The organism is Paenibacillus humicola, assembly GCF_028826105.1.
In the GTDB taxonomy this organism is placed as follows: domain Bacteria; phylum Bacillota; class Bacilli; order Paenibacillales; family Paenibacillaceae; genus Paenibacillus_Z; species Paenibacillus_Z humicola.
The window spans coordinates 5139957-5158982 of sequence record NZ_JAQGPL010000001.1 but is presented as its reverse complement, the minus strand read 5'-3'; the positions used below and the strand labels follow the sequence as shown (position 1 = coordinate 5158982).

The following is a 19026-nucleotide window of genomic DNA, read 5'->3' as shown; positions in this document are numbered from 1 at the left end:
TAGGGTATACGAGCGATGGAGGCGTCCGTCTGACACAAGCAGTCCCTTGCGGGGAAACAAGTATCGATACGGGAGGGCATAGTCGATGAAAAAAAGCATTCGGCAGCTGGCAGGTTTGATCTGTATTCTTATTGCCTTTGTAACCGTTTCCAGTCCGGCGGCTGCCGCGGAAAGCGGCGGTGCGGTCCAGGCTCAGGGGGATAACGGCAGTCAGCTTAACGACGGAAAGCAGGTAAACCCTGCCATGAGTGTCGCTCAGACGGTATATCTGGCTGCGGGGATGATGTATAGCATGGCACTCCGTAACGACGGAACGGTCTGGTCGTGGGGGGATAATTACGCGGGTGAGCTCGGCGACGGAACTACAACAAACCGCAGGGCTCCCGTTCAGGTCAAGACCCTTACAGGAGTAGCCGGCATAGCTGCCGGAGGTCAAAGCCTGGCCGTCTTAAACGACGGGACCGTCTGGGAGTGGGGAGAGAAGCTGCCTAATGGAAGTTATGACAGTTCTCCCGGCCCGACGCCTTATCAAGTAAGAGATAATTTTTACGAACCTTTGGAATCGGTAGCTGCCGTCTCTGCTGGGTATGATCATAATTTGGCAGTCAAGCGCGACGGCACCGTTTGGGCTTGGGGGCGCAATATTTGGGGCCAGCTGGGGGATGGAACCGTCTCGGACGAATATTTATATGGTTATCCCGCTCAAGTGCAAGGTCTTAATTCGGTAACTGCCGTTTCTGCCGGGTTAGCGTATAGTTTAGCGCTCAAAAGCGACGGAACCGTTTGGGCGTGGGGGCGAAATGATTATGGCGAGCTCGGCGACGGAAGTACGGTGCAGCAAAGGACTACTCCCGTTCAAGTGCAAGGTCTCGATTCGGTTACTGCTATAGCGGCGGGATCTTCCCAAAGTCTGGCGCTTAAAAGCGACGGTACCGTTTGGGGATGGGGGAAAATTAACAACGGCGATGGAACCTCGACAGCAAGGAACACTCCCGTTCAGCTTACCGGTCTCAATGGTGTGATCGCCATAGCTGCAGGCAGTGGACATAATTTGGCATTAAAAAGCGACGGAACCGTTTGGGCGTGGGGGCAAAATCAGGACGGCCAGCTTGGCGACGGAAGTACGGTGCAAAGGACTACTCCCGTTCAAGTGCAGGGTCTCGATTCGGCGACTGCGATATCGGCGGGAGATTACTTTAGTCTGGCGCTTAAAAGCGACGGTACCGTTTGGGGATGGGGGAGTAACTTCAGCGGAGAACTCGGCGGTGACGATTCGCCATACCTCACCCCTGTAAAAGTTCAAGGATTGGATACGCGCAGTCCCGAAACCCTTCTTTATCCGTTCAATGGAACGATTTTCGACTTTGACGCAAACCGTATCTTGTTGAAACGGGTTGAGTCGTCTCGTATCTATTTAGAGCAGTTCAACCGTGCGGATCAAAGCCTGGTTAAGGCTGCCGAGCTCACTCATTACTCTTATAGTGCGGAATTGTCCGCCCAAGGTGTGATGTATACCGATGGGTCCACGACGTATTATTGGAAGGACGGCGCGGTTCAAAAAAGCTGGGACGGGCAGTACTATCACAAAGTAAACGGAAATTTTGCGGTGCTAAACGACAGCGTCGTCAATTTAACGACGGGGGAGTCGCGTTCGCTGCCGGATGCCCAGTTTGATCATACGGCAAACAACCGCGTGGATTTGTCGCCGGACGGAACGGTGGTTTATACATCCCCCAATAATCCATCGAACTTGTATAAGTCGCTCCCGGACGGTACACTGACGACGTATGAGCCGCCGGCCCCCGACTCGTACTATGGGGCTTTGACGGACGGACAAAACATCATCTACAACGTACTTCTGCAGGATAACGGGAGCCCGTCCAAGTTGTCGCTGCGTGTTCGCAGCGCCGGCGATCAAATCACGACGATAGCCGAGAATCCTTTTGATACGTCCGTTTATTATGCCGATCCCAGAGAATCGTACGAGATCAATAACGGCTGGATTGCCTATAAGGAATATAATGAGAAAGCAGGACGCTGGATCTTGTATGTCCGGTCGCCGGAAGGCGAGACCAAACAAGTGTATGCCGCCCCTCAGTGGAAAAATGTCCCTCTCTCCATCAAGCAGCTGGCGCCGGACGGTACGGTGGTGTATAAGTTCCAAAACACAACGTACGTGTATTCCGCACAAGCGGGCAGAAACGTGTACTCCTCCAGCGAGCCGGGAGAACTGGAGTACCGGGAGCATGTCATCGGAGGACCGGGAGGCGAAGAATACCGGTTTTTGGCATGGTACCGGCTTGACGGCGGTTTATTGTACGGTGTGCGTCTCTGATGATATTGTCCCGGCGGAAGGAAGCCGGCCGGTTTTTCAACGGCCGATTGCCGCAAATGCGCGGCTTTTCGGATGACAAATAGAGGCGCGGTGCTGGGGCTTGACACGGACACGTCGGGCTTCGTCAGAGGACCCGCTAACGTTACGGGCCTGGTCGGCGTCCGCCCTACGCTCGGTTTAATCACAACGCCCGATTTTACGATTAACAAGTTTCAGCCCTGATTTTCGTCAAGGCTCTTAGCTGGACAGACAGGACTCTCCTTACCGTTACCGCGACTAGGAAGGGGAGTCCTGTTTTTCGTTTTTTGAACGGTATTCACATGCCGTCAGCCTGCGTCTCTTGCCGCAAATGCGCGACTTTTCGCATGACGAAGACGGCGTAGCCGATATAGTAGGCGATCAGCACAAAGAAAACGGCCGTCGTCCACGGGTCCCGGGAATAGGCTTCGAACGAGTTCGGATTTTGCAGCTGGGCGGCGTTATCCGAACCGATCTGCTCGTATACCGGGAGCATCACGATCATCCGATAGGCGAACCGCGCGATAAACACCGCGATCAGCAGCGCGCCGATCCACGGATTGGGCCGGTAAAACCAGCTGCCCTGGCGATTCTCGAACGTTGTGGTGCGGGCCGAGAAGTAAACGAGCATGACGCCCGCCAGGATGCCGCAAGCATCTCCGATCAATGCAACCGGCTGAAGCATACCGTAGCTCAGGAAAATGACGCCCAGGACGCATAAAACGACGGAACGGATTCGCAGCGAATTCGGCCGGTACTGCTGGTATCCGATGGTGCGCCGGATTCTGCGGTACATGGAAAAGACGATCAGCAGGACGATGATGACAATGGAATACGCATGGCTTTGCATGAGCTACTCTCCTCGAGAACTAATATCGTTCCTTTAACCAAACGATACCATCATTACGAGAGCGTGCGCAAGCCGCGGTCGGGCGAGGAAGTCTTGACGGAATTCGCCGGCGGATGTAAATTAAGGGAAATTTCGGGCGAGGAGGATTAGCGGTATGCTCGCAAGCTGTCATTATGACGATGAGGTATGGAATCGGGACCGGTTTATCGCGGATGAGGTAAGGTACAACCTGATGCACCGGATTTGCGAATCGTCCGCGTCCCTGTGCTTGAAGGAAGCTGGCGGAGGGATGATATTCGCCTGGTCGCAGGGCCGAAACGCATGGCTGTGGATTGCGGCGGATGCATCCGGGGAAGAAAAGACCGTTTGGATGCGGGAGCTGGCCGAACGGTTGAGCGGAGCGAATTTGCAAGGCGTAATCGGCGATCCGCAGACGGCCGAAGCGTTTGCGAGCCTTTATGCTGCCGCAAGCCGAACCGGATTCCGGCAAAGCATGAGGATGGAGGCTTACGCCTGCCCCGCGGTAAACCGGCCGTCAAGCGTCCCGGGAACGCTCGTGCCGGCGGAGCCGCGCCATGCCGGAGTCGTGGCGGAGTTTTTGGCCGGCTTTTCCGAAGGGGCGCATGGCGGAACGCTCGATCCTTCCAGCCGGCTGCCGGCCGCAAGGAGCATGATCGAAGCCGGCTATTTATACCTGTGGATGGCGGGCGGCGAGCCGGTCTCCATGGCGCAGATTGCCCACCGCTCTCGAAGACACGGCCGGATCAATGCAGTCTATACGGTGCCGAGTCAGCGCAAGAACGGCTTCGCCAGCGCAATCACGGCCGAGCTGTGCCTCCTTCTTCAGCGGGAGGGGCTCACTCCGATGCTGTACGCGGATATGGACAATCCGGATTCCAATAAGGTTTACCGGAACATCGGATTTATCGGGAGCGGCCAGGTGGCCGATATCCGTTTCGGCTGAGGGCGGGTTCAGTCCGCTGCGGCTTCGTAAATCAGCAGGGAGCCGCAATCGTCATCCGGCACGGCGTACAGCCGAAGCCTGCTGCCGTCGCTCTCCAGAAAGACGGGATTGCGTGTTGCAGCGCGGCCATGCGGGGAAAACCCGGCGACGGGCACCTCGTGGAGCATGCTCAGCGAAGCCGTGTCGAACAGCGCCAGTCCTCCCAGCTCGTAATGCTTGAGGCCGCCGGCCGGCGCAGGAAGGGGCAGCTCCGAAATACCGCTCCATGTCATGCAGCCTTCGCCTGCATATTGACCGTCCTGGTAGTCGACAAAATGGCTCGGGTTTTCTTTTGCCGCAAGCAGCTTCCCGTCGTTGTCCCATACATAGAAGGTGCGCGAGCCCCAGCTGCAGCCGATCAGCCTGCCGCCGTCCCTGTCGCAGACCAAACCGCCGATATGGTCCCCGAACCGGAACGCTTCTTCCGCTCTCAGCGTCGCCGGATCGACCTTGTACACGATGGACCGGCCGCCGGGAACGTATTCCGCAGCAGGCACCCAAATCCGGCTGCCGTCAAAATCGATGCCGCCGGGATGGTAAATGGTTCCCTCTCCTAGAACGGTTTCGTTGACGAGCTCGCCGCGGCGGTCGAAGGCGAACAGGCGGCCGATTCCTTGTCCGGGCGACCGGTCCGCGCCTTGTATGGGCCGGTCGTATTTTACCGGAGGCCTTGTAACCTCCACCGAGGATAAATAAAACAGGCCGCCGATGCGCGTCAGTCCCTGGGCATGACGGTTGTTGAATTTCAGCGGGATCGTTTCGTTCAGCGTCCACTTCGTGCCGCGCGTAAGGCGCAGAAACGATTGGACGAGCTTCGAATGGTCCATGGGAAGCCGCTCCTTTCACTGCAATTATAGCGGTATAGCTCAAAAAATTCGGCTTGCTTTACCATAAACCATCATTGTTAAGAGAAGATTAAACGAAGAGCCGGCTCGCCGGCAAAGCGGTGCCTCGCAACGCGGCGCGGCGTAACCTTTTGCAATAGACCGGATTGGCGCGGTGTGCTGACTTCAGCATATCGTTTTTTTCATTATAAGCCTATGAGCCTCTGTAAGTCCGACTGGCCATGATTCGGCCGGTCACCTCTCAACGATGCCCCCTGAACATGCCGGCCCCCGGTGTACGCGCGCCGATGCTCCAATGTACAATAAATCCGTAAGCGTTGCGCCGATGCTCCAATGTACAATAAATCCGTAAGCGTTGCACACCGATTTTGAAAGGGAGGCAAAAGAATTGAAAGCGATTACATTTTTTCGGAGAAGCGTCGTGCTGACCTGGCTGCTGTCGTATTTGGCGGTCCTGCTGCTTCCGCTCATCATCAGCATTTTCGTCTATGTGGTGGCCGGCCGCATGCTGGGGGACGAAATCCGCGAAGCGAACAGCTCCATGCTGAAGCAGGTGCAGGAGATGATGGACAACTATTTTCAGGCGATGGAGCGGCTCAATTACGAGCTGACCTGGAACGTGCGCGTGCAGGACCTGCTGTTCTCCAACAAATACCTGTCTCACCCCGAGGAATACAATTACGATTTGTACCGGGTGTCCCAGGACCTCAAGCCGTACCAGAGCGCGTATTCCCTCGTCGACCAGTTCTACATTTACTTGAATAAAGGCGACACGGTCATCCTGCCGGGGATTGTGCGGGAAGGCCGCGAGGCGTACGAGCTGCTCCACGCGAGCGGCGAATGGACCTATTCCGAGTGGAAAGCGACCGTCGGCCAAAAGGACGTGCACGGCTTTCTGCCGATGAACCGCATCGATAACGAAGGCAAGCTGCGCCGGACCGTCGCCTACGTCAGCTCGTTTACGATGGACAAGGAATTTTCCCCCGCCGCCAACGTCATCATGGTGGACGAGGAGCGAATTTTGGGGCTGATCCGCAATGTGGAGCTGTTCAACAAGGGGCATGTCTTTATCCTCAACGAGCAAAATCAGGTGCTTGTCGGAACGTCCGCCGGCAAAACGATGCAGGGGCTGCCTTTCGCCCGCTTCACCGATCCGTCGCATCCGCTTCGCGAGTGGACGGGGCCGGACGGCCATTATCAGGTTATGGCGATGTCGCCGGGCCGCTCCGGGCTCCGGTACGTGTCCATGATTCCGAGCAAGCTGTATTGGGAAAAGGCGACGCTCGTCCGCAACCTGACGATCGCAAGCAGCATCGCCAGCCTGCTCGGCGGCGTGCTGCTGACGACCTTTTTCCTTCGCCGCAACTATAACCCGCTCCGCAGCCTGCTGCAGGCGGTATCCGGCAAAACGGATCTGCCGCTGCCCCGCGGCGGCAACGAGTTTCAGCAGCTGCAGCAGGCGATGGACCGGACCTTCTCGAAGCTTGACACGATGACGGCGCAAATCGAACGGCAGCGGCACCTCGTGCGGTCTCATTTTATCGCCAGGCTGCTGAAGGGACGGACGGATGCGAGCGTCCCGATCGACGAATCGCTGGCCGCATTCTCGATGACCTTCGCTTCGGACAGCTTCGCCGTCATTCTGCTTTATATCGAGCCGAGCGAAACGTTTTACGAGCGGCTCCCGCGCATGGATCCGGGCGAAAGCGGAAAGCTGCTGCAGTTCATCGTCTCGAATGTGGCGGAGGAGCTGGCCTCGCAGCGGAATGCCGGCTATGTCGCCGAGGTGGACGATGCGCTCGCCTGTCTCGTCAATTTCAAGCCCGGCGCGGACGATTCGAACCGCAGCGCCGAGCTTATGCGCATCGCGTCCGAGTCGCAGCGTTTTCTGGCCGAGGCTTACGGCATCCAGCTGACGCTTGCCGTGAGCGGCATCCACCGCTCGGTGTCCGGAATCGCGCAGGCTTATATGGAAGCGATGGACGCGATGGAATACAAGCTGGTCATGGGCAGCAAGGAAATCCTCTCGTACGAGCAGCTGTACAATCGCGCCGGGGAAGACAACGGGCTGCTCTATTATTATCCGCTTCAGACCGAGCAGCAGCTGATCAATTACGCGAAGGTCGGCGACTTCGAGAAGGCGAAGCAGACGCTCGACGACATCATCGCGCATAACTTCATGCGCGGACCGGTATCCGTGCCGATTGCGCGATGCCTGATGCTCAACCTGGTCAGCACCATGGTCAAGACGGTCAGCGAAATCGGCGCCCTGCAGGAAAGCTTTCTCGTGCAGCAGCCGAGACGCATCGAGCGGCTTGCGCGCTGCGCCACCGTGCACGAGATGCAGGCAAGAACGACCGCGTTTCTGCGCGACGTATGCGAATATACGGCCGGCCGGCGGCTGCACAATTTGCAGCAGACGAGACGGCATACGCTGGACCGTCTGATGGAGCAGGTGAAATCGTTCATTGCGGACCGCTACGCCGATCCGAATCTGAACATTACATGGATCGGCCACCATTTTGAAATGAAGCCGACCTATTTGTCCAAGCTGTTCAAGGATTACACCGGGGAGGGGCTGCTCGACTGCATCAATAAAACGCGGGTGGAGCGGGCGAAGCGCCTGATCGCCGGGGACCGCAGGAACGTATCCGACGTTGCCGGCTGCGTCGGCTTCAACGACGTCAATTCCTTCATTCGCACCTTCAAAAAATACGAGGGCATCACGCCCGGCAAATTCAAGGAGCTGAGCTCGGAAGCCTCTTCGTGAAAGGTGCCGGAAGGCCCGAAATAGGCAGCAGCGGCGGCCGATATGCGATTTTTTGCCGACCGGATTGGACATTTTGCCGAGAACGCGAACCAAATTCGCGATCCGATTGGGCGTTTTTGCGATGGATGGAAATGAAAGCGTTATCGTATGCTGGAGCCAAGCTTCGCCGAAACATGTGCAAGGAAGATACGCGTATGCTTCCGAAGCCAGTTTTTGCTCGCAAAGATGAAGCTCAAGAAGGTTCGCAAAAACTTAAGCGTATGCTTCCGAAGCCAGTTTTGTTGCGAAGCAGATTCGGAGAAGTGAAACTTCACAAAACTTAAGCGTATGCTTCCGAAGCCAGTTTTTGCTCGCAAAGATGAAGCGCAAGAAGTATCGCAAAAACTTTTAGGAGGTCTTACATGAAAAGAAAATCTTCCGCCAAAATGCTTACGGCAGCGCTGTTCGTGAGCCTGGTCACCGCGGCGTGCTCGTCGAATTCATCCGGGCCGGCCGAGACGGGAAACAATACGCCCGCCGGCGGAGCGGACGGCGGCAGCGCCGCAGAATCTACCGCCTATCCGCTGAAGACGGACAAAACGCTCACGTACTGGGCCGAAATCGCCGGGAACCTGACCGGGGTGAAATCGGAGCTGAGCGACGTGCCCTTTTTTCAGGACTGGCAGAAGATGACCGGCGTGCCGCTTAAATTTACGACCGTCCCCGCAACGAAAGGCAACGAGAATTTGACGGTAATGCTCGCAAGCGGCGAACTGCCCGACATGATCGAATATAACTGGCAAAACGGGTTTCCGGGCGGGCCCGAGAAGGCGATCAAGGACGGGTACATCTTGAAGCTGAACGACCTGATCGACAAATACGCGCCGAACCTGAAAAAATATTTGCAGGAGCATCCCGACGTCGACAAAATGATCAAAACCGACAACGGCAGCTATTATGTGTTTCCGTTTATTCGCGGCGACGATTATTTGAAGGTGTACCAGGGGCCGATCATCCGCAAAGACTGGCTGGACGAGCTCGGGCTGCCGATCCCGGAAACCATCGACGATTGGTACACGACGCTGAAGGCGTTCAAGGAGAAGAAAGGCGCGAATGCGGCGATCGCTTTTGTCGGCCTGCCCCGGCCGCTGAACGATTTCTATAACGGTGCGTTCGTCGGCGCCTTCGGCGTGACCAAGGACTTCTACCTCGATAACGGACAAGTGAAATTCGGCCCGATGGAGCCGGGATACAAAAATTTTCTGGAAACGTTCCATAAGTGGTACGCCGAAGGGCTGATCGACAAAAATATCGCGACCGCCGACCAGAAGGAGCTGGACGCCAATTTCGCCAACGGCGCGACCGGCGCGACGGTCGGCAATGCGGGCGGCGGCATCGGGCGCTGGCAGCCGATCGTGCAGGCCGCGGACCCGAAAGCGAAGCTGATCGGCGTTCCTTATCCGGTCTTGAAGAAAGGGGATATCGCCCCGTTCGGCCAGAAGGATTCCGCTTATTCCTACGGCGGCTCCGTCGCCATCTCCGCCCAGTCGAAGAACGCCGAGCTCGCCGCCCGGATGCTCGATTACGGGTATTCGGAGGAAGGAAGCCTGTTCTTCAACTTCGGCACCGAGGGCGTCAGCTACAAGATGGATAACGGGTATCCCCGCTATACCGACCTGATCATGAAAAATCCGGATAACCTCGCGCCGGCGCAGGCGATGTCGATGTATATCCGGGGCAATTACAACGGGCCGTTCATCCAGGATAAACGGTACATCGAGCAGTATCTCGCCCTGCCGACGCAGCGCGACGCCGTGAAGACGTGGCAGAAGACGGACGAGGACAAGCACCAGCTGCCGCCGGTCACGCCGACCCCGGAGGAAAGCACCGAATTCGCCAAAATCATGAACGACGTCAATACGCTCGTCGACGAAATGACGCTCAAGATCATCCTCGGCGTCGAACCGGTCAGCAGCTTCGATTCCTATGTCGCCAAGATGAAATCGCTGAAAATCGACCGCGCGCTGGAAATTCAGACGGCTGCGCTGGAACGGTACAACAATCGTTAACGCACGGCGCGGAGAGCCGGGAGGGCGCCTGCTCTCCCGCTTCCGGGGCGTGATCTGCCAGGCACAAAGGAGACGATCGGATGGACAAATCCGCCGCAAGCCGCGCTGCCGCGCCCGCTGACGTGCGGCTCCGCAGCACTTCAGGCTTTATCGCCCGCTTCACGCGGGATTTTGCGATCAACAAATATTTGTACGCGATGATGCTGCCGGTTATCGCCTATTACGCCGTTTTTCATTACGCGCCGATTTACGGCGCGCTGATCGCCTTCAAGGATTACTCCCCGATGAAGGGGATTCTCCACAGCGAATGGATCGGGCTGGCTAATTTTCGGGATTTCTTCACCTCGTATTATTTTTGGCGCATCCTGAAAAACACGCTGCTCATCAGCTTTTATACGCTGCTGTTCGGATTTCCCGCGCCGATCCTCCTTGCGCTTATTCTGAACGAGGTGCGCGGCCGGTTTTTCAAGAACTTTGCCCAAATGGTCAGCTATATGCCGTATTTTATTTCGCTCGTCGTCATTTGCGGGATGATCGTCAGCTTCACGAACAACGGCGGCGTCGTCAACAACCTGCTCACGCATTTCGGCTACGACGGCCAGGCGATGCTGCAGAAGCCGGGACTGTTCCGGCCGATCTACGTGCTGTCGGAAATCTGGCAGAAAATCGGCTGGGAATCGATTATCTATATCGCGGCGCTGACCGCCATCGACCAGGAGCAGTACGAAGCGGCAAGGCTGGACGGCGCGAGCCGCCTGAAGCAGATGCGGTACATTACGCTGCCCGGCATCATGCCGACGATCACGATCATGTTCATTCTTCGTATCGGCAACCTGCTCAACGTCGGCTTCGAGAAAATCATTTTGCTCTACAACTCCGTGACGTACGAGACGGCCGACGTCATCGCCTCCTTTGTCTACCGGAAGGGGCTGATCGAGTTCGGGTGGAGCTACAGCGCGGCGGTCGGCCTGTTCAACTCCGTCGTCAATCTGGCGCTGCTGATCGGAGCGAACCGCATGGCCCGCAAGCTGAGCGAGAACAGTCTATGGTAAGGAAGGGGGATGGACGATGAAACGAAAAGATTTCGGCCGGGCGGACCTCTTGTTCGATACGGTCGTATACGCCGTGCTGCTTGTGCTGATCGTCGTCACGCTCTATCCGCTGCTGTATGTCGCGTTCGCGTCGTTCAGCGACGCCGGAAAGCTGGTGGCGCACACGGGCTTCCTGTATGCCCCGCTCGGCTTCAGCCTGGAAGCGTACAAGAGCGTGTTCAAGAACCCCGGCATCCTGACCGGGTACCGCAATACGCTGTTCATCCTGGTGTTCGGAGTGGCCGTCAACCTGATCGTGACGGGGCTCGGCGCGTATGTCCTGTCCCGCCGGGGCGTCATGTGGAACCGCTTCTTCATGATCGTCATCGTGATGACGATGTTTTTCAGCGGCGGGCTCATTCCGCTATACCTGATCGTGAAGGACGTCGGCATGATCGATACGCTGTGGTCGACCATCATTCCGTTCGCGGTCAACACGTTCAACCTGATCATCATGCGCACGGCGTTCCAGTCCGTGCCCGAAAGCCTGGAGGAGTCCGCCAAAATCGACGGCGCGGGCCATATGACGATCCTGCTGCGCATCATCGTGCCGCTGTCGATGCCGGTCATCGCCGTCATGATTTTGTATTATGCGGTGGAAAAGTGGAACGGCTGGTTCTACGCCTCGATTTTCCTCAAGGATCACGACCTGTACCCGCTGCAGCTCGTGCTGCGCGAAATTCTGATTTCCAACTCGACGGAGAGCATGTCGACCGATTCGTCCAACGCCGACCGGTTCCAGATCGGGGAGACGATCAAATACGCGACGATTATGGTCGCTACGGTGCCGATCCTGTGCGTCTACCCGTTCGTGCAAAAATATTTCGTGAAGGGCGTCATGGTCGGAGCGCTGAAGGGGTAACGGTCCAGGCAGGCGGGAGGCCGGGGCGAGGCCGCCGCAACGGATGGCGTTTTCCGCCGCATTCGGCAGCCGCTTCCCGTTCGCGATTGACGTCCCGAAGCCGTTTCTCTACACTGAAGGGTAACAACAACTGACCGAACAGCGAGCGCAAATTCAGGAGAGAAAAGGTGATCCGGATGAACGAGCGAATACGCGGACTCGAGGCGTATATGGAACGCGAAGGACTGGATGCGGCGGTCGTGACGCTGCCGAAGCACGTGTATTATTTGACCGGTTATTTGAGCGATCCGCACGAGCGGTTTCTCGGAGTCGCGCTGCGGCGCGGCGAGGAGCCGTTCCTGCTCGTGCCGGAGCTGGACGCGGAGGCCGCGCAGGCGGCATCGGCCGTGAAGACGATCTACACCCACAGCGACACCGGCAATCCGTTCGAGGTGCTGCGCGAGGCGCTGGGGACCGCGGCGCAGGGCCGGATCGGCATCGAGAAGAGCAGCATGACGGTCGAGCGTTATGAACGGTTGACGGAAGCGCTGAAAGCGAAAAGCTTCGCCGCCGTCGACGATGCGCTGCGCGATATGCGGGCGGTCAAATCGGCGGACGAAATCGCGCGGATGAAGCATGCCGTCCGGCTCATCGAGGACGTGCTGCGGGACACGCTGCCGCTCGTGAAGCCCGGCGTGACCGAGATCGAGCTCGCCGCCGAAATCGACTACCGGATGAAGAAGCTCGGCGCCGACGGGCCGTCCTTCCCAACGACGGTGCTCGCCGGCGAGAAATCGGCGCTGCCGCACGGCAGCCCGGGCAGACGCAAAATCGCCGCAGGCGAGCTGCTGCTGTTCGATATGGGCGTCTATGCGGACGGCTATGCGTCGGATATTACGCGCACGTTCGCGGTCGAGGACATTTCCGATACGCTGAAGACCGTGTATCATGCGGTGCTGGAAGCGAATCGGCGCGGGATCGGCGCCGTCCGCGCGGGCGTGCGCATCGCGGAGGCGGACCGTTCGGCGCGCCGGGTCATCGAGGATGCGGGCTACGGGGCGTATTTCACCCACCGGCTCGGCCACGGCCTCGGACTGGACGTGCACGAGTACCCGTCCGTGCATGGCGCGAACGAAGAGCTGCTGCGCGAGGGAATGGCCGTCACCATCGAGCCGGGCATCTATTTGCCCGGCGCCGGCGGCGTCCGGATCGAGGACGACGTGATCGTCACGCGGGACGGCGCCGAGGTGCTCACCTCGTTCCCGAGAGAGCTGACGGTGATCGGCGGATAAAGCAGTGGCACGAACAAAATAACGGCAGCGCCAACAAGCGCCATGCTTTGCGAAGCATGGCGCTTGTTCGCGAAGAAGCATCCCAGCCGCCGCGGACCGGGCCGGGCGGTCAGGGGGACGAGGAGGTCCGGAAGCTTAAATACCGGTCGATATCGACGATGCGGAAATGCTCCTTGTCCATGTACTCCCGGACGAGCCTGCTGTTTGCGATCAAATCCGGTACGGCGTGGCTGTCGGAGGAGATGAGGAAAACGGCGCCTTTATCCGCGGAAATCCGGATGACCTGCTGGTCCGGGGTGTTGTAGCGGACGTTCAGCTCGAGAATTTTGCCCGAGGCCGCGATCCGGTCGGTTATTTCCGCCATCGGCAGATCCGTTTCCCGGACTCCGAATCCATTCAGCTCCGACAGCGGATGGGCGATAATATCGACGCGCGGATTTTGGAGCAGCCCGTAGAACGCCTGGAGCCAGTCCCCGATAATCTCGCTTTTCTTCGCCTTCTCCCGGTCGGATTTCGACCAATATCCGCCCGTCTTCGGAATGCGGTGGATGGAGCCGAGAATGAGATCCACCAGCGCGTCAAAGGACGGATCGGCGTCGATATCGCCGTCCAGCGAGGTGACCTTCGCTTCGATTCCCGAATAAAGCCGGATCCGCGGCCGGCAGCGCTCCTTTAACGCTTCCAGATGCGCGGCGTAGGCCGGTACCCAGTCGCTCGTTCGCCAGACGTGATCGGTGATCGCGACCGCTTCGTAGCCGATGCCGGCGGCGGCTTCGATCATCTCTTCCGGCGTATTCCTGCCGTCCGAGTAACTAGAGTGCATATGAAGATCCATGAACATCGTAGAACACCTCCTGCCAATAGCGCGTCATCCGGGTTCCCCATTTGACGTCGAGCTCATCCGGCCGCGGGGCGATGCCGAGCGCCAGTTTGGCGGCAAGCGCCGGAAGATTGACCCCGGCCGCCGTGCAGTGAACGATGGTGCCTTGAATTCGCGGATTGATCTCGACGATTTTCGGCCGGCGATGCCGGTCGCGCCGCACCTGCACGCCGATGTTTCCGTTCAATTGCAGGCGCTCCGCGGCCGCGACGGCATAATCGATCACATCCTGCTCCTTGACGATCAGTCCCTTGGTCGTAATGCCTCCCGCAGTGCTCTCCCGGAGCCTCGGAACGGCCGCGACGGCTTTACCGTCCGCGACGAGAAGGTCCACGCTGTACTCCTCGTAGGGCAAATATTCCATGACGAGCGTTTCTGGAATGGCGGGATGACCGTGCAAAATCCGCTTCAATTCTTCCTCGCTGATATGCGCCGAGCTCGGCTTTTCCCGGAAAAGCGCCTGAAACCGGTCGGCGCCGCGGTCGACGATATGAAACCCGCGGCTGCCGTCGGATACGACCGGCTTGAAGCATACCGGAAGAGCGGGATAGCCGAGCTCGTACATGGCCTGGATCAGCGCTTCCGGTGTATTCGCGAGCCGGAAATCGGGCACGGCCATTCCGCAGCTTTGAAGCGTTTGGTACAGTTGCCCTTTGTGAATGACGCCCCGCAGCGAATCCGCCGAAGAGATCAGCATCCGCGTTCCGCCCCGCAGCAGCTCCTCTTTCGCCTCCGCAAGCTTGACGAGCTCATCCGTAACGAGCGAAAAGATCACATCCACTTTTTCTCTGGCGCACAGATCCCGTACAAACGGAATGAACGACGCTTCCGACGCTAAGGGGCCGGCGGTATGCCGGTCGGTCAGATGAAATCCGGCGGCGTCCGGATTGCAGTCCATGCCGATCAGAACGCATTCCAGATCCGGACTGGACCGGAGCGAGCGGACGACGCCGGAAGCGGCGGGTGAGCCGGCTCCTGTCAGAAGAACGCAAACGGGCCGTTTAGCCATATCGATCACCATCTCTCTGTTTCTTCTCTCCCACTATATAAACGGAGAAAGCTTTAAGCGCCGGACAGGCGACCAATTTTCGGATGAATTGGGGCGAAGCATAGGAATCTGTTACAGCTTCCACATAAATTAGGTTTGATCAACCCGCAAAGAAGGTGCCATATCTAATGGACGTTTTTCTCTGCTCCGGGCAGCGTGCGCTGGTCCTCGCTCCTCATGCGGACGACGAGACGCTGGGCTGCGCCGGTGTCATTCAAAAATATGTAAGCCAGGGCAGCCCGGTTCGAGTCGTGGTCGCCGCATTAACCATCAGCGATTCCAAACGCTACCGTAAGGAAGAGAGCGGCTATGGCACCTATAGCGGAACGAAGCGAATAACGGAATTACAGGAAGCGATGCGCCGGCTGGGCGTGACGGATTATCACATTCTTTACCCGGATCGGACCGGCAGGCAGCTGTACGACAGCAAGCTCGACCGGATCCCGCGTGCGGAGCTGGTCGGAAAAATCGAACGCCAAATCGAGGCGTTTCGTCCGACGGTCCTGTACATTCCGTCCCTGACGAAACACCAGGACCACGAAGCGATTCATCAAGCGGCCGTAACGGCGGCGCGTCCCTACTTCTGGAACGGCAGCGTTCTGATCTACGAGACCGACGGCGAGCTTTCCTTTCAGCCGAATCTCTATATTTCGCTGACGGAAGAAGAGATGAAGCGCAAAATGACGGCGCTGGAGGCGTATAAAACGCAGCTTGGAACGATACGCCATCCGGTGCATCCCGATAGTCTCCTGCATAAAGCCAAATTCCGCGGCCAGCAAATTTACGAGGAATTTGCGGAAGCCTTTCAAGTCATCCGGATGCGCGGGTAAACTTTCAAATGGAACGGGAGGATGCATGGACATGGCGATAAGGCGCAGCGCGGCGCCGGCCCGGGCACCGGGAATCAGCGTGGTGACCTGTACGAACAAGCCGGCCTTTCTGCACATGCTGCTGAGCAATTACGGGCGCCAGACGTACCGCAAAAAAGAGCTCATCATTGTCGTGAACAACGACAGGGCCCGGCTGAGCCGTTATCGACGAATGGCGGCCCGATACCCCAATGTCCGTGTTTACCGGCTTCCCGCCGGCCGCACGTTGGGAGCCTGCCTGAACTATGCTTCGGCGCTGGCCCGTTACGCCTATATTGCCAAAATGGACGACGACGAGTATTACGCTCCCCGTTATCTGTACGATATGATGCGGTCCTTCGGCAGATCGGGGGCCGACGTCGTCGGCAAACGGGCCTATTTTATTTATTTGAAAGGAAGCCGTCTGCTCATCCAGCGGTTCTCAGCGCAGAACCGGTTCGTTTCGATCCTTGCCGGGGGCACGCTGGTTTACAAGAAGCACGTATGGAGGCGGGTGAAGTTTACGAACCGCTCATTGGGAGAGGATGTGCTGTTCTGCCGGGGCTGCAGGAGGAAAGGGTTTAGGCTGTACGCCGGCGACCGGTACAACTTTTGCGCCCTGCGGCGGGAGCGGCACGACAGCCACACCTGGAAAAACAGCGATAGAGCGTTTCTGGCCCATCCTCAAACCCGGATCATTGCGCGAGGCGCCAATTACAAGCCGTACGTCGTGCGTTCATAGAAAAGAAAGGAGGGGCATCATGAATGTCCATGCAAGGCGATTCGCCGGCGTCTCGGTTATAACCTGCACGAACCGTCCGTCGTTTTTCCGGATGCTAATCGATAATTACAGAAGGCAGCGTTACGGGACGAAGGAGCTGATCGTCGTGCTGAACAAAAACAGCATGAACCTGCAGGAATACCGCCGGAAGGCCGCTTCTTACCGCAATATTTCGGTCTACAAGGTGCCGGAGAGCTTTTCCTTGGGCAAATGCTTAAATTACGGGATCGGCAAAGCGGTTTACCCGATGATCGCCAAATTCGACGACGACGACTACTATTCGCCCAATTATTTAATCGAGCAGGTCCGGGCGCTGCATCGTACAGGCGCCGGCATCGTCGGCAAAGCGGCGCATTTGAAATATTTTCAGGGGAGACGCCTTCTGGTCATCGTAACGCCCGGCCGAAGGAATACCTTCGTGAAATACGTGGCCGGAGGAACGCTCCTGTTCCGAAAGCGGCTGCACAGGCGAATCCGTTTCGCGCCGAAAACGGTCGGCGAAGATATCGACTTTATGCGCAGGAGCCGGGCCGCGGGCTGGAGGCTGTTTGCCACGTCGCCCTACAATTTTGTAGGCATTCGAAGGAAAAACAAACGGAGTCATACATGGAAGGCGAAAGACGAGTTGATCTTGAAGGGAAGCAGGTTTGTCGCCAAAACGGCCCGATACCGCATATGGGCGGACCGGCCGGTAACCTGAAGCTCCCGGTCCCGACAGTTCCGATGACAGGCGCGGAGCTGTCTTTTTTTTCAAATTTTAACGATATTGGCAGGGGTTAATTTGGTATACTTGATAGACGAAGGAGGACTAGATTGCCGTATCGCAATCCATAGCGTTTGAAGTCACGAGACGAATGGAGATTGGAAGCGGCTGTTGGTTTGAAGAAGTCCATCGTAGACGAAACCTCACCGTCCAATATACATACACCTGCCCCTGCAATCATTCCTGCTTGGCTTCTTCAAGCTGAAATCGACAGGAGGGAAATAATGAGAAGAATATCTATTTTCGGCATACTGTGCCTGGTTGTTCTGCTTTTCGCCAGCCCTGCGGCTGCGCAGTCCGTTCAACAAGCCGGCGGCAAGGCCGTCATTGCGGCAGGGAGCGGCAGCTTGGCCGGTATAGGCGGCGGCGTATGGGCTTGGGGGTCCAACGAGTATGGGCAATTGGGAGTCCCCCAAAAAAACGGGATTCATCTAACGCCCGGACAAGCCGTCCAATTGAACGATATCAAGGCGGTAAGCGGCGGCTGGCAGCACAGTCTGGCCCTGAAAAAAGACGGAACGGTGTGGGCGTGGGGAAACAATTCGAACGGCGATCTCGGCTACGGCTATGACAGCGCGCAGGCGCGCACCGTTCCGGTTCAAATCCCTTCGCTCGATTCGGTGACCGGTATCGCGGCGGGCTTGTATCAAAGCCTGGCCGTAAAAAGCGACGGGACGGTGTGGGCGTGGGGAGGGAACGATTTTGGAGAACTGGGAGACGGCACCCATACTTCCCGCTCCGTTCCCGTTCAAGTGAAAAATCTCGATTCGGCAGCCGCCGTCACGACGGGCGGGACCGTGAGCCTGGCGTTAAAAAAAGACGGAACGGTCTGGGCGTGGGGAGAGTCGCTGTCCAGGGACTGGAATTATGGCCCGAATGCCAAGCAGGTGGCCGTTCTCGACTCGGTGACGGCCGTCGCCGGAGGCATGTCGCACGCGATTGCCTTGAAACGGGACGGAACGGTATGGGCGTTCGGTGATAACGGTTACGGCCAGCTCGGCAGCGGGACGGTAACCGCCGTCGAACTCAATCCGGTTCAGGCAGCCCATCTCGATTCGGTCGTTTCCGTGGCGGCGGGCGATGACCACAGTCTGGCTCTACGAAGCGACGGAACGGTATGGGCGTGGGGACGCAACAATTTTGGCCAGCTTGGGGATGGAAGCACCCAAGACAGCAATACCCCCAAGAAGGTAGCGGGCCTGGATTCCGTCGTCGCCATTGCCGGGGGCGCCGATTTCAGTCTGGCCGTGAAAAGCGACGGCACCGTATGGGCGTGGGGCGATAATGGATCCGGCCAGCTGGGGAGCGGGGATACGGCGGCGCATTCGACCCCCGTACAAGTAACCCGTCTCGGCGGGGCCGTTTCCGTTTCCGGCGGCACGGATTTCAGCCTGGCGGCCGACAAGGACGGCCGGGTGTGGGCGTGGGGCAATAACGGCAATGGCCAGCTTGGCGACGGCAGCCCGATCAATCATTCCATCCCGGTGCTGAGTAAGCTCATGCAGCCCGTTGCGCTCGCTTCCGCAAGACAAGGGGATTTTACCTTGGCCGTCGATCCGGACGGTTCGGTATGGGCGTGGGGCAATAATGGTAAAGGCCAGCTTGGCGACTGA

At 57.9% G+C, this 19026-nt stretch carries 16 protein-coding genes; 12 read left to right on the top strand and 4 right to left on the bottom strand.

The genetic code is table 11. From position 1 onward, the window contains the following. Positions 1-85: 85 nt before the first annotated feature. Positions 86-2335, top strand: a complete 2250-nt coding sequence (locus PD282_RS23640) for an RCC1 domain-containing protein (protein ID WP_274653765.1) — start codon at positions 86-88, stop codon at positions 2333-2335. Between the two features lie 72 nt (positions 2336-2407). After that, positions 2408-2557 carry an amidase family protein gene (locus tag PD282_RS23635; RefSeq protein ID WP_274653763.1) on the top strand — a complete coding sequence of 50 codons (150 nt, stop codon included), beginning with the start codon at positions 2408-2410 and terminating at the stop codon, positions 2555-2557. 94 nt (positions 2558-2651) lie between these two features. On the opposite strand, the gene PD282_RS23630 is transcribed toward PD282_RS23635, so the two are convergent. Continuing rightward, positions 2652-3203, bottom strand: coding sequence for a CcdC protein domain-containing protein (locus PD282_RS23630; RefSeq protein WP_274653761.1), 552 nt, complete (start codon positions 3201-3203; stop codon positions 2652-2654). 154 nt (positions 3204-3357) lie between these two features. On the opposite strand from PD282_RS23630, the gene PD282_RS23625 reads away from it, so the two are divergent. Beyond that, a complete protein-coding gene (locus PD282_RS23625; protein ID WP_274653760.1) occupies positions 3358-4167 on the top strand; it encodes a GNAT family N-acetyltransferase in 810 nt (269 codons plus the stop codon). An 8-nt stretch (positions 4168-4175) separates the two neighbouring features. Here PD282_RS23625 and PD282_RS23620 read toward each other — a convergent pair whose 3' ends face one another. After that, positions 4176-5033, bottom strand: coding sequence for a DUF6454 family protein (locus PD282_RS23620; RefSeq protein ID WP_274653758.1), 858 nt, complete (start codon positions 5031-5033; stop codon positions 4176-4178). Between the two features lie 406 nt (positions 5034-5439). On the opposite strand from PD282_RS23620, the gene PD282_RS23615 reads away from it, so the two are divergent. The 5 genes from PD282_RS23615 to PD282_RS23595 all read left to right on the top strand — a co-directional run bounded on the left by PD282_RS23615 (position 5440) and on the right by PD282_RS23595 (position 13093). Further along, on the top strand, positions 5440-7821 hold the full coding sequence (locus PD282_RS23615; RefSeq protein WP_274653756.1) for a helix-turn-helix domain-containing protein: 2382 nt from the start codon (positions 5440-5442) through the stop codon (positions 7819-7821). A 401-nt stretch (positions 7822-8222) separates the two neighbouring features. Further along, positions 8223-9869: a type 2 periplasmic-binding domain-containing protein gene (locus PD282_RS23610; RefSeq protein ID WP_274653753.1), complete on the top strand. Its 1647-nt coding sequence runs from the start codon at positions 8223-8225 to the stop codon at positions 9867-9869. A gap of 80 nt (positions 9870-9949) precedes the next feature. After that, positions 9950-10921 carry an ABC transporter permease gene (locus PD282_RS23605; protein WP_420832324.1) on the top strand — a complete coding sequence of 324 codons (972 nt, stop codon included), beginning with the start codon at positions 9950-9952 and terminating at the stop codon, positions 10919-10921. 16 nt (positions 10922-10937) lie between these two features. Further along, complete coding sequence (locus PD282_RS23600) at positions 10938-11822, top strand: carbohydrate ABC transporter permease (protein WP_274653751.1); 885 nt, start codon at positions 10938-10940, stop codon at positions 11820-11822. A gap of 176 nt (positions 11823-11998) precedes the next feature. Next, entirely contained in the window at positions 11999-13093 is a 1095-nt protein-coding gene (locus PD282_RS23595; RefSeq protein WP_274655446.1) for a M24 family metallopeptidase, read from the top strand. A 109-nt stretch (positions 13094-13202) separates the two neighbouring features. Here PD282_RS23595 and PD282_RS23590 read toward each other — a convergent pair whose 3' ends face one another. After that, positions 13203-13934, bottom strand: coding sequence for a PHP domain-containing protein (locus tag PD282_RS23590; protein ID WP_274653750.1), 732 nt, complete (start codon positions 13932-13934; stop codon positions 13203-13205). After that, positions 13906-14982 (bottom strand): ATP-grasp domain-containing protein, encoded by a 1077-nt coding sequence (locus tag PD282_RS23585; protein WP_274653748.1) that lies wholly within the window; start codon positions 14980-14982, stop codon positions 13906-13908. The genes PD282_RS23590 and PD282_RS23585 overlap by 29 nt, the downstream gene beginning before the upstream one ends. A gap of 167 nt (positions 14983-15149) precedes the next feature. Here PD282_RS23585 and PD282_RS23580 point away from each other — a divergent pair, with 167 nt between their 5' ends. From PD282_RS23580 to PD282_RS23565, 4 genes are all read left to right on the top strand, one after another. Continuing rightward, positions 15150-15851 (top strand): PIG-L deacetylase family protein, encoded by a 702-nt coding sequence (locus tag PD282_RS23580; protein ID WP_274653746.1) that lies wholly within the window; start codon positions 15150-15152, stop codon positions 15849-15851. Between the two features lie 31 nt (positions 15852-15882). Further along, positions 15883-16611, top strand: a complete 729-nt coding sequence (locus tag PD282_RS23575) for a glycosyltransferase family 2 protein (RefSeq protein WP_274653744.1) — start codon at positions 15883-15885, stop codon at positions 16609-16611. A 19-nt stretch (positions 16612-16630) separates the two neighbouring features. Then, positions 16631-17350, top strand: a complete 720-nt coding sequence (locus tag PD282_RS23570; RefSeq protein ID WP_274653742.1) for a glycosyltransferase family 2 protein — start codon at positions 16631-16633, stop codon at positions 17348-17350. 287 nt (positions 17351-17637) lie between these two features. Then, a complete protein-coding gene (locus tag PD282_RS23565) occupies positions 17638-19026 on the top strand; it encodes an RCC1-like domain-containing protein (RefSeq protein WP_274653741.1) in 1389 nt (462 codons plus the stop codon).

Excerpts from the sequence above, each read along its gene's own strand:
- PD282_RS23640 (WP_274653765.1), top strand. The coding sequence starts at position 86 with ATGAAAAAAAGCATTCGGCAGCTGGCAGGTTTGATCTGTATTCTTATT.
- PD282_RS23635 (WP_274653763.1), top strand. The coding sequence starts at position 2,408 with ATGACAAATAGAGGCGCGGTGCTGGGGCTTGACACGGACACGTCGGGC.
- PD282_RS23630 (WP_274653761.1), bottom strand. The coding sequence starts at position 3,203 with ATGCAAAGCCATGCGTATTCCATTGTCATCATCGTCCTGCTGATCGTC.
- PD282_RS23625 (WP_274653760.1), top strand. The coding sequence starts at position 3,358 with ATGCTCGCAAGCTGTCATTATGACGATGAGGTATGGAATCGGGACCGG.
- PD282_RS23620 (WP_274653758.1), bottom strand. The coding sequence starts at position 5,033 with ATGGACCATTCGAAGCTCGTCCAATCGTTTCTGCGCCTTACGCGCGGC.
- PD282_RS23610 (WP_274653753.1), top strand. The coding sequence starts at position 8,223 with ATGAAAAGAAAATCTTCCGCCAAAATGCTTACGGCAGCGCTGTTCGTG.
- PD282_RS23605 (WP_420832324.1), top strand. The coding sequence starts at position 9,950 with ATGGACAAATCCGCCGCAAGCCGCGCTGCCGCGCCCGCTGACGTGCGG.
- PD282_RS23600 (WP_274653751.1), top strand. The coding sequence starts at position 10,938 with ATGAAACGAAAAGATTTCGGCCGGGCGGACCTCTTGTTCGATACGGTC.
- PD282_RS23595 (WP_274655446.1), top strand. The coding sequence starts at position 11,999 with ATGAACGAGCGAATACGCGGACTCGAGGCGTATATGGAACGCGAAGGA.
- PD282_RS23590 (WP_274653750.1), bottom strand. The coding sequence starts at position 13,934 with ATGTTCATGGATCTTCATATGCACTCTAGTTACTCGGACGGCAGGAAT.
- PD282_RS23585 (WP_274653748.1), bottom strand. The coding sequence starts at position 14,982 with ATGGCTAAACGGCCCGTTTGCGTTCTTCTGACAGGAGCCGGCTCACCC.
- PD282_RS23580 (WP_274653746.1), top strand. The coding sequence starts at position 15,150 with ATGGACGTTTTTCTCTGCTCCGGGCAGCGTGCGCTGGTCCTCGCTCCT.
- PD282_RS23575 (WP_274653744.1), top strand. The coding sequence starts at position 15,883 with ATGGCGATAAGGCGCAGCGCGGCGCCGGCCCGGGCACCGGGAATCAGC.
- PD282_RS23570 (WP_274653742.1), top strand. The coding sequence starts at position 16,631 with ATGAATGTCCATGCAAGGCGATTCGCCGGCGTCTCGGTTATAACCTGC.
- PD282_RS23565 (WP_274653741.1), top strand. The coding sequence starts at position 17,638 with ATGAGAAGAATATCTATTTTCGGCATACTGTGCCTGGTTGTTCTGCTT.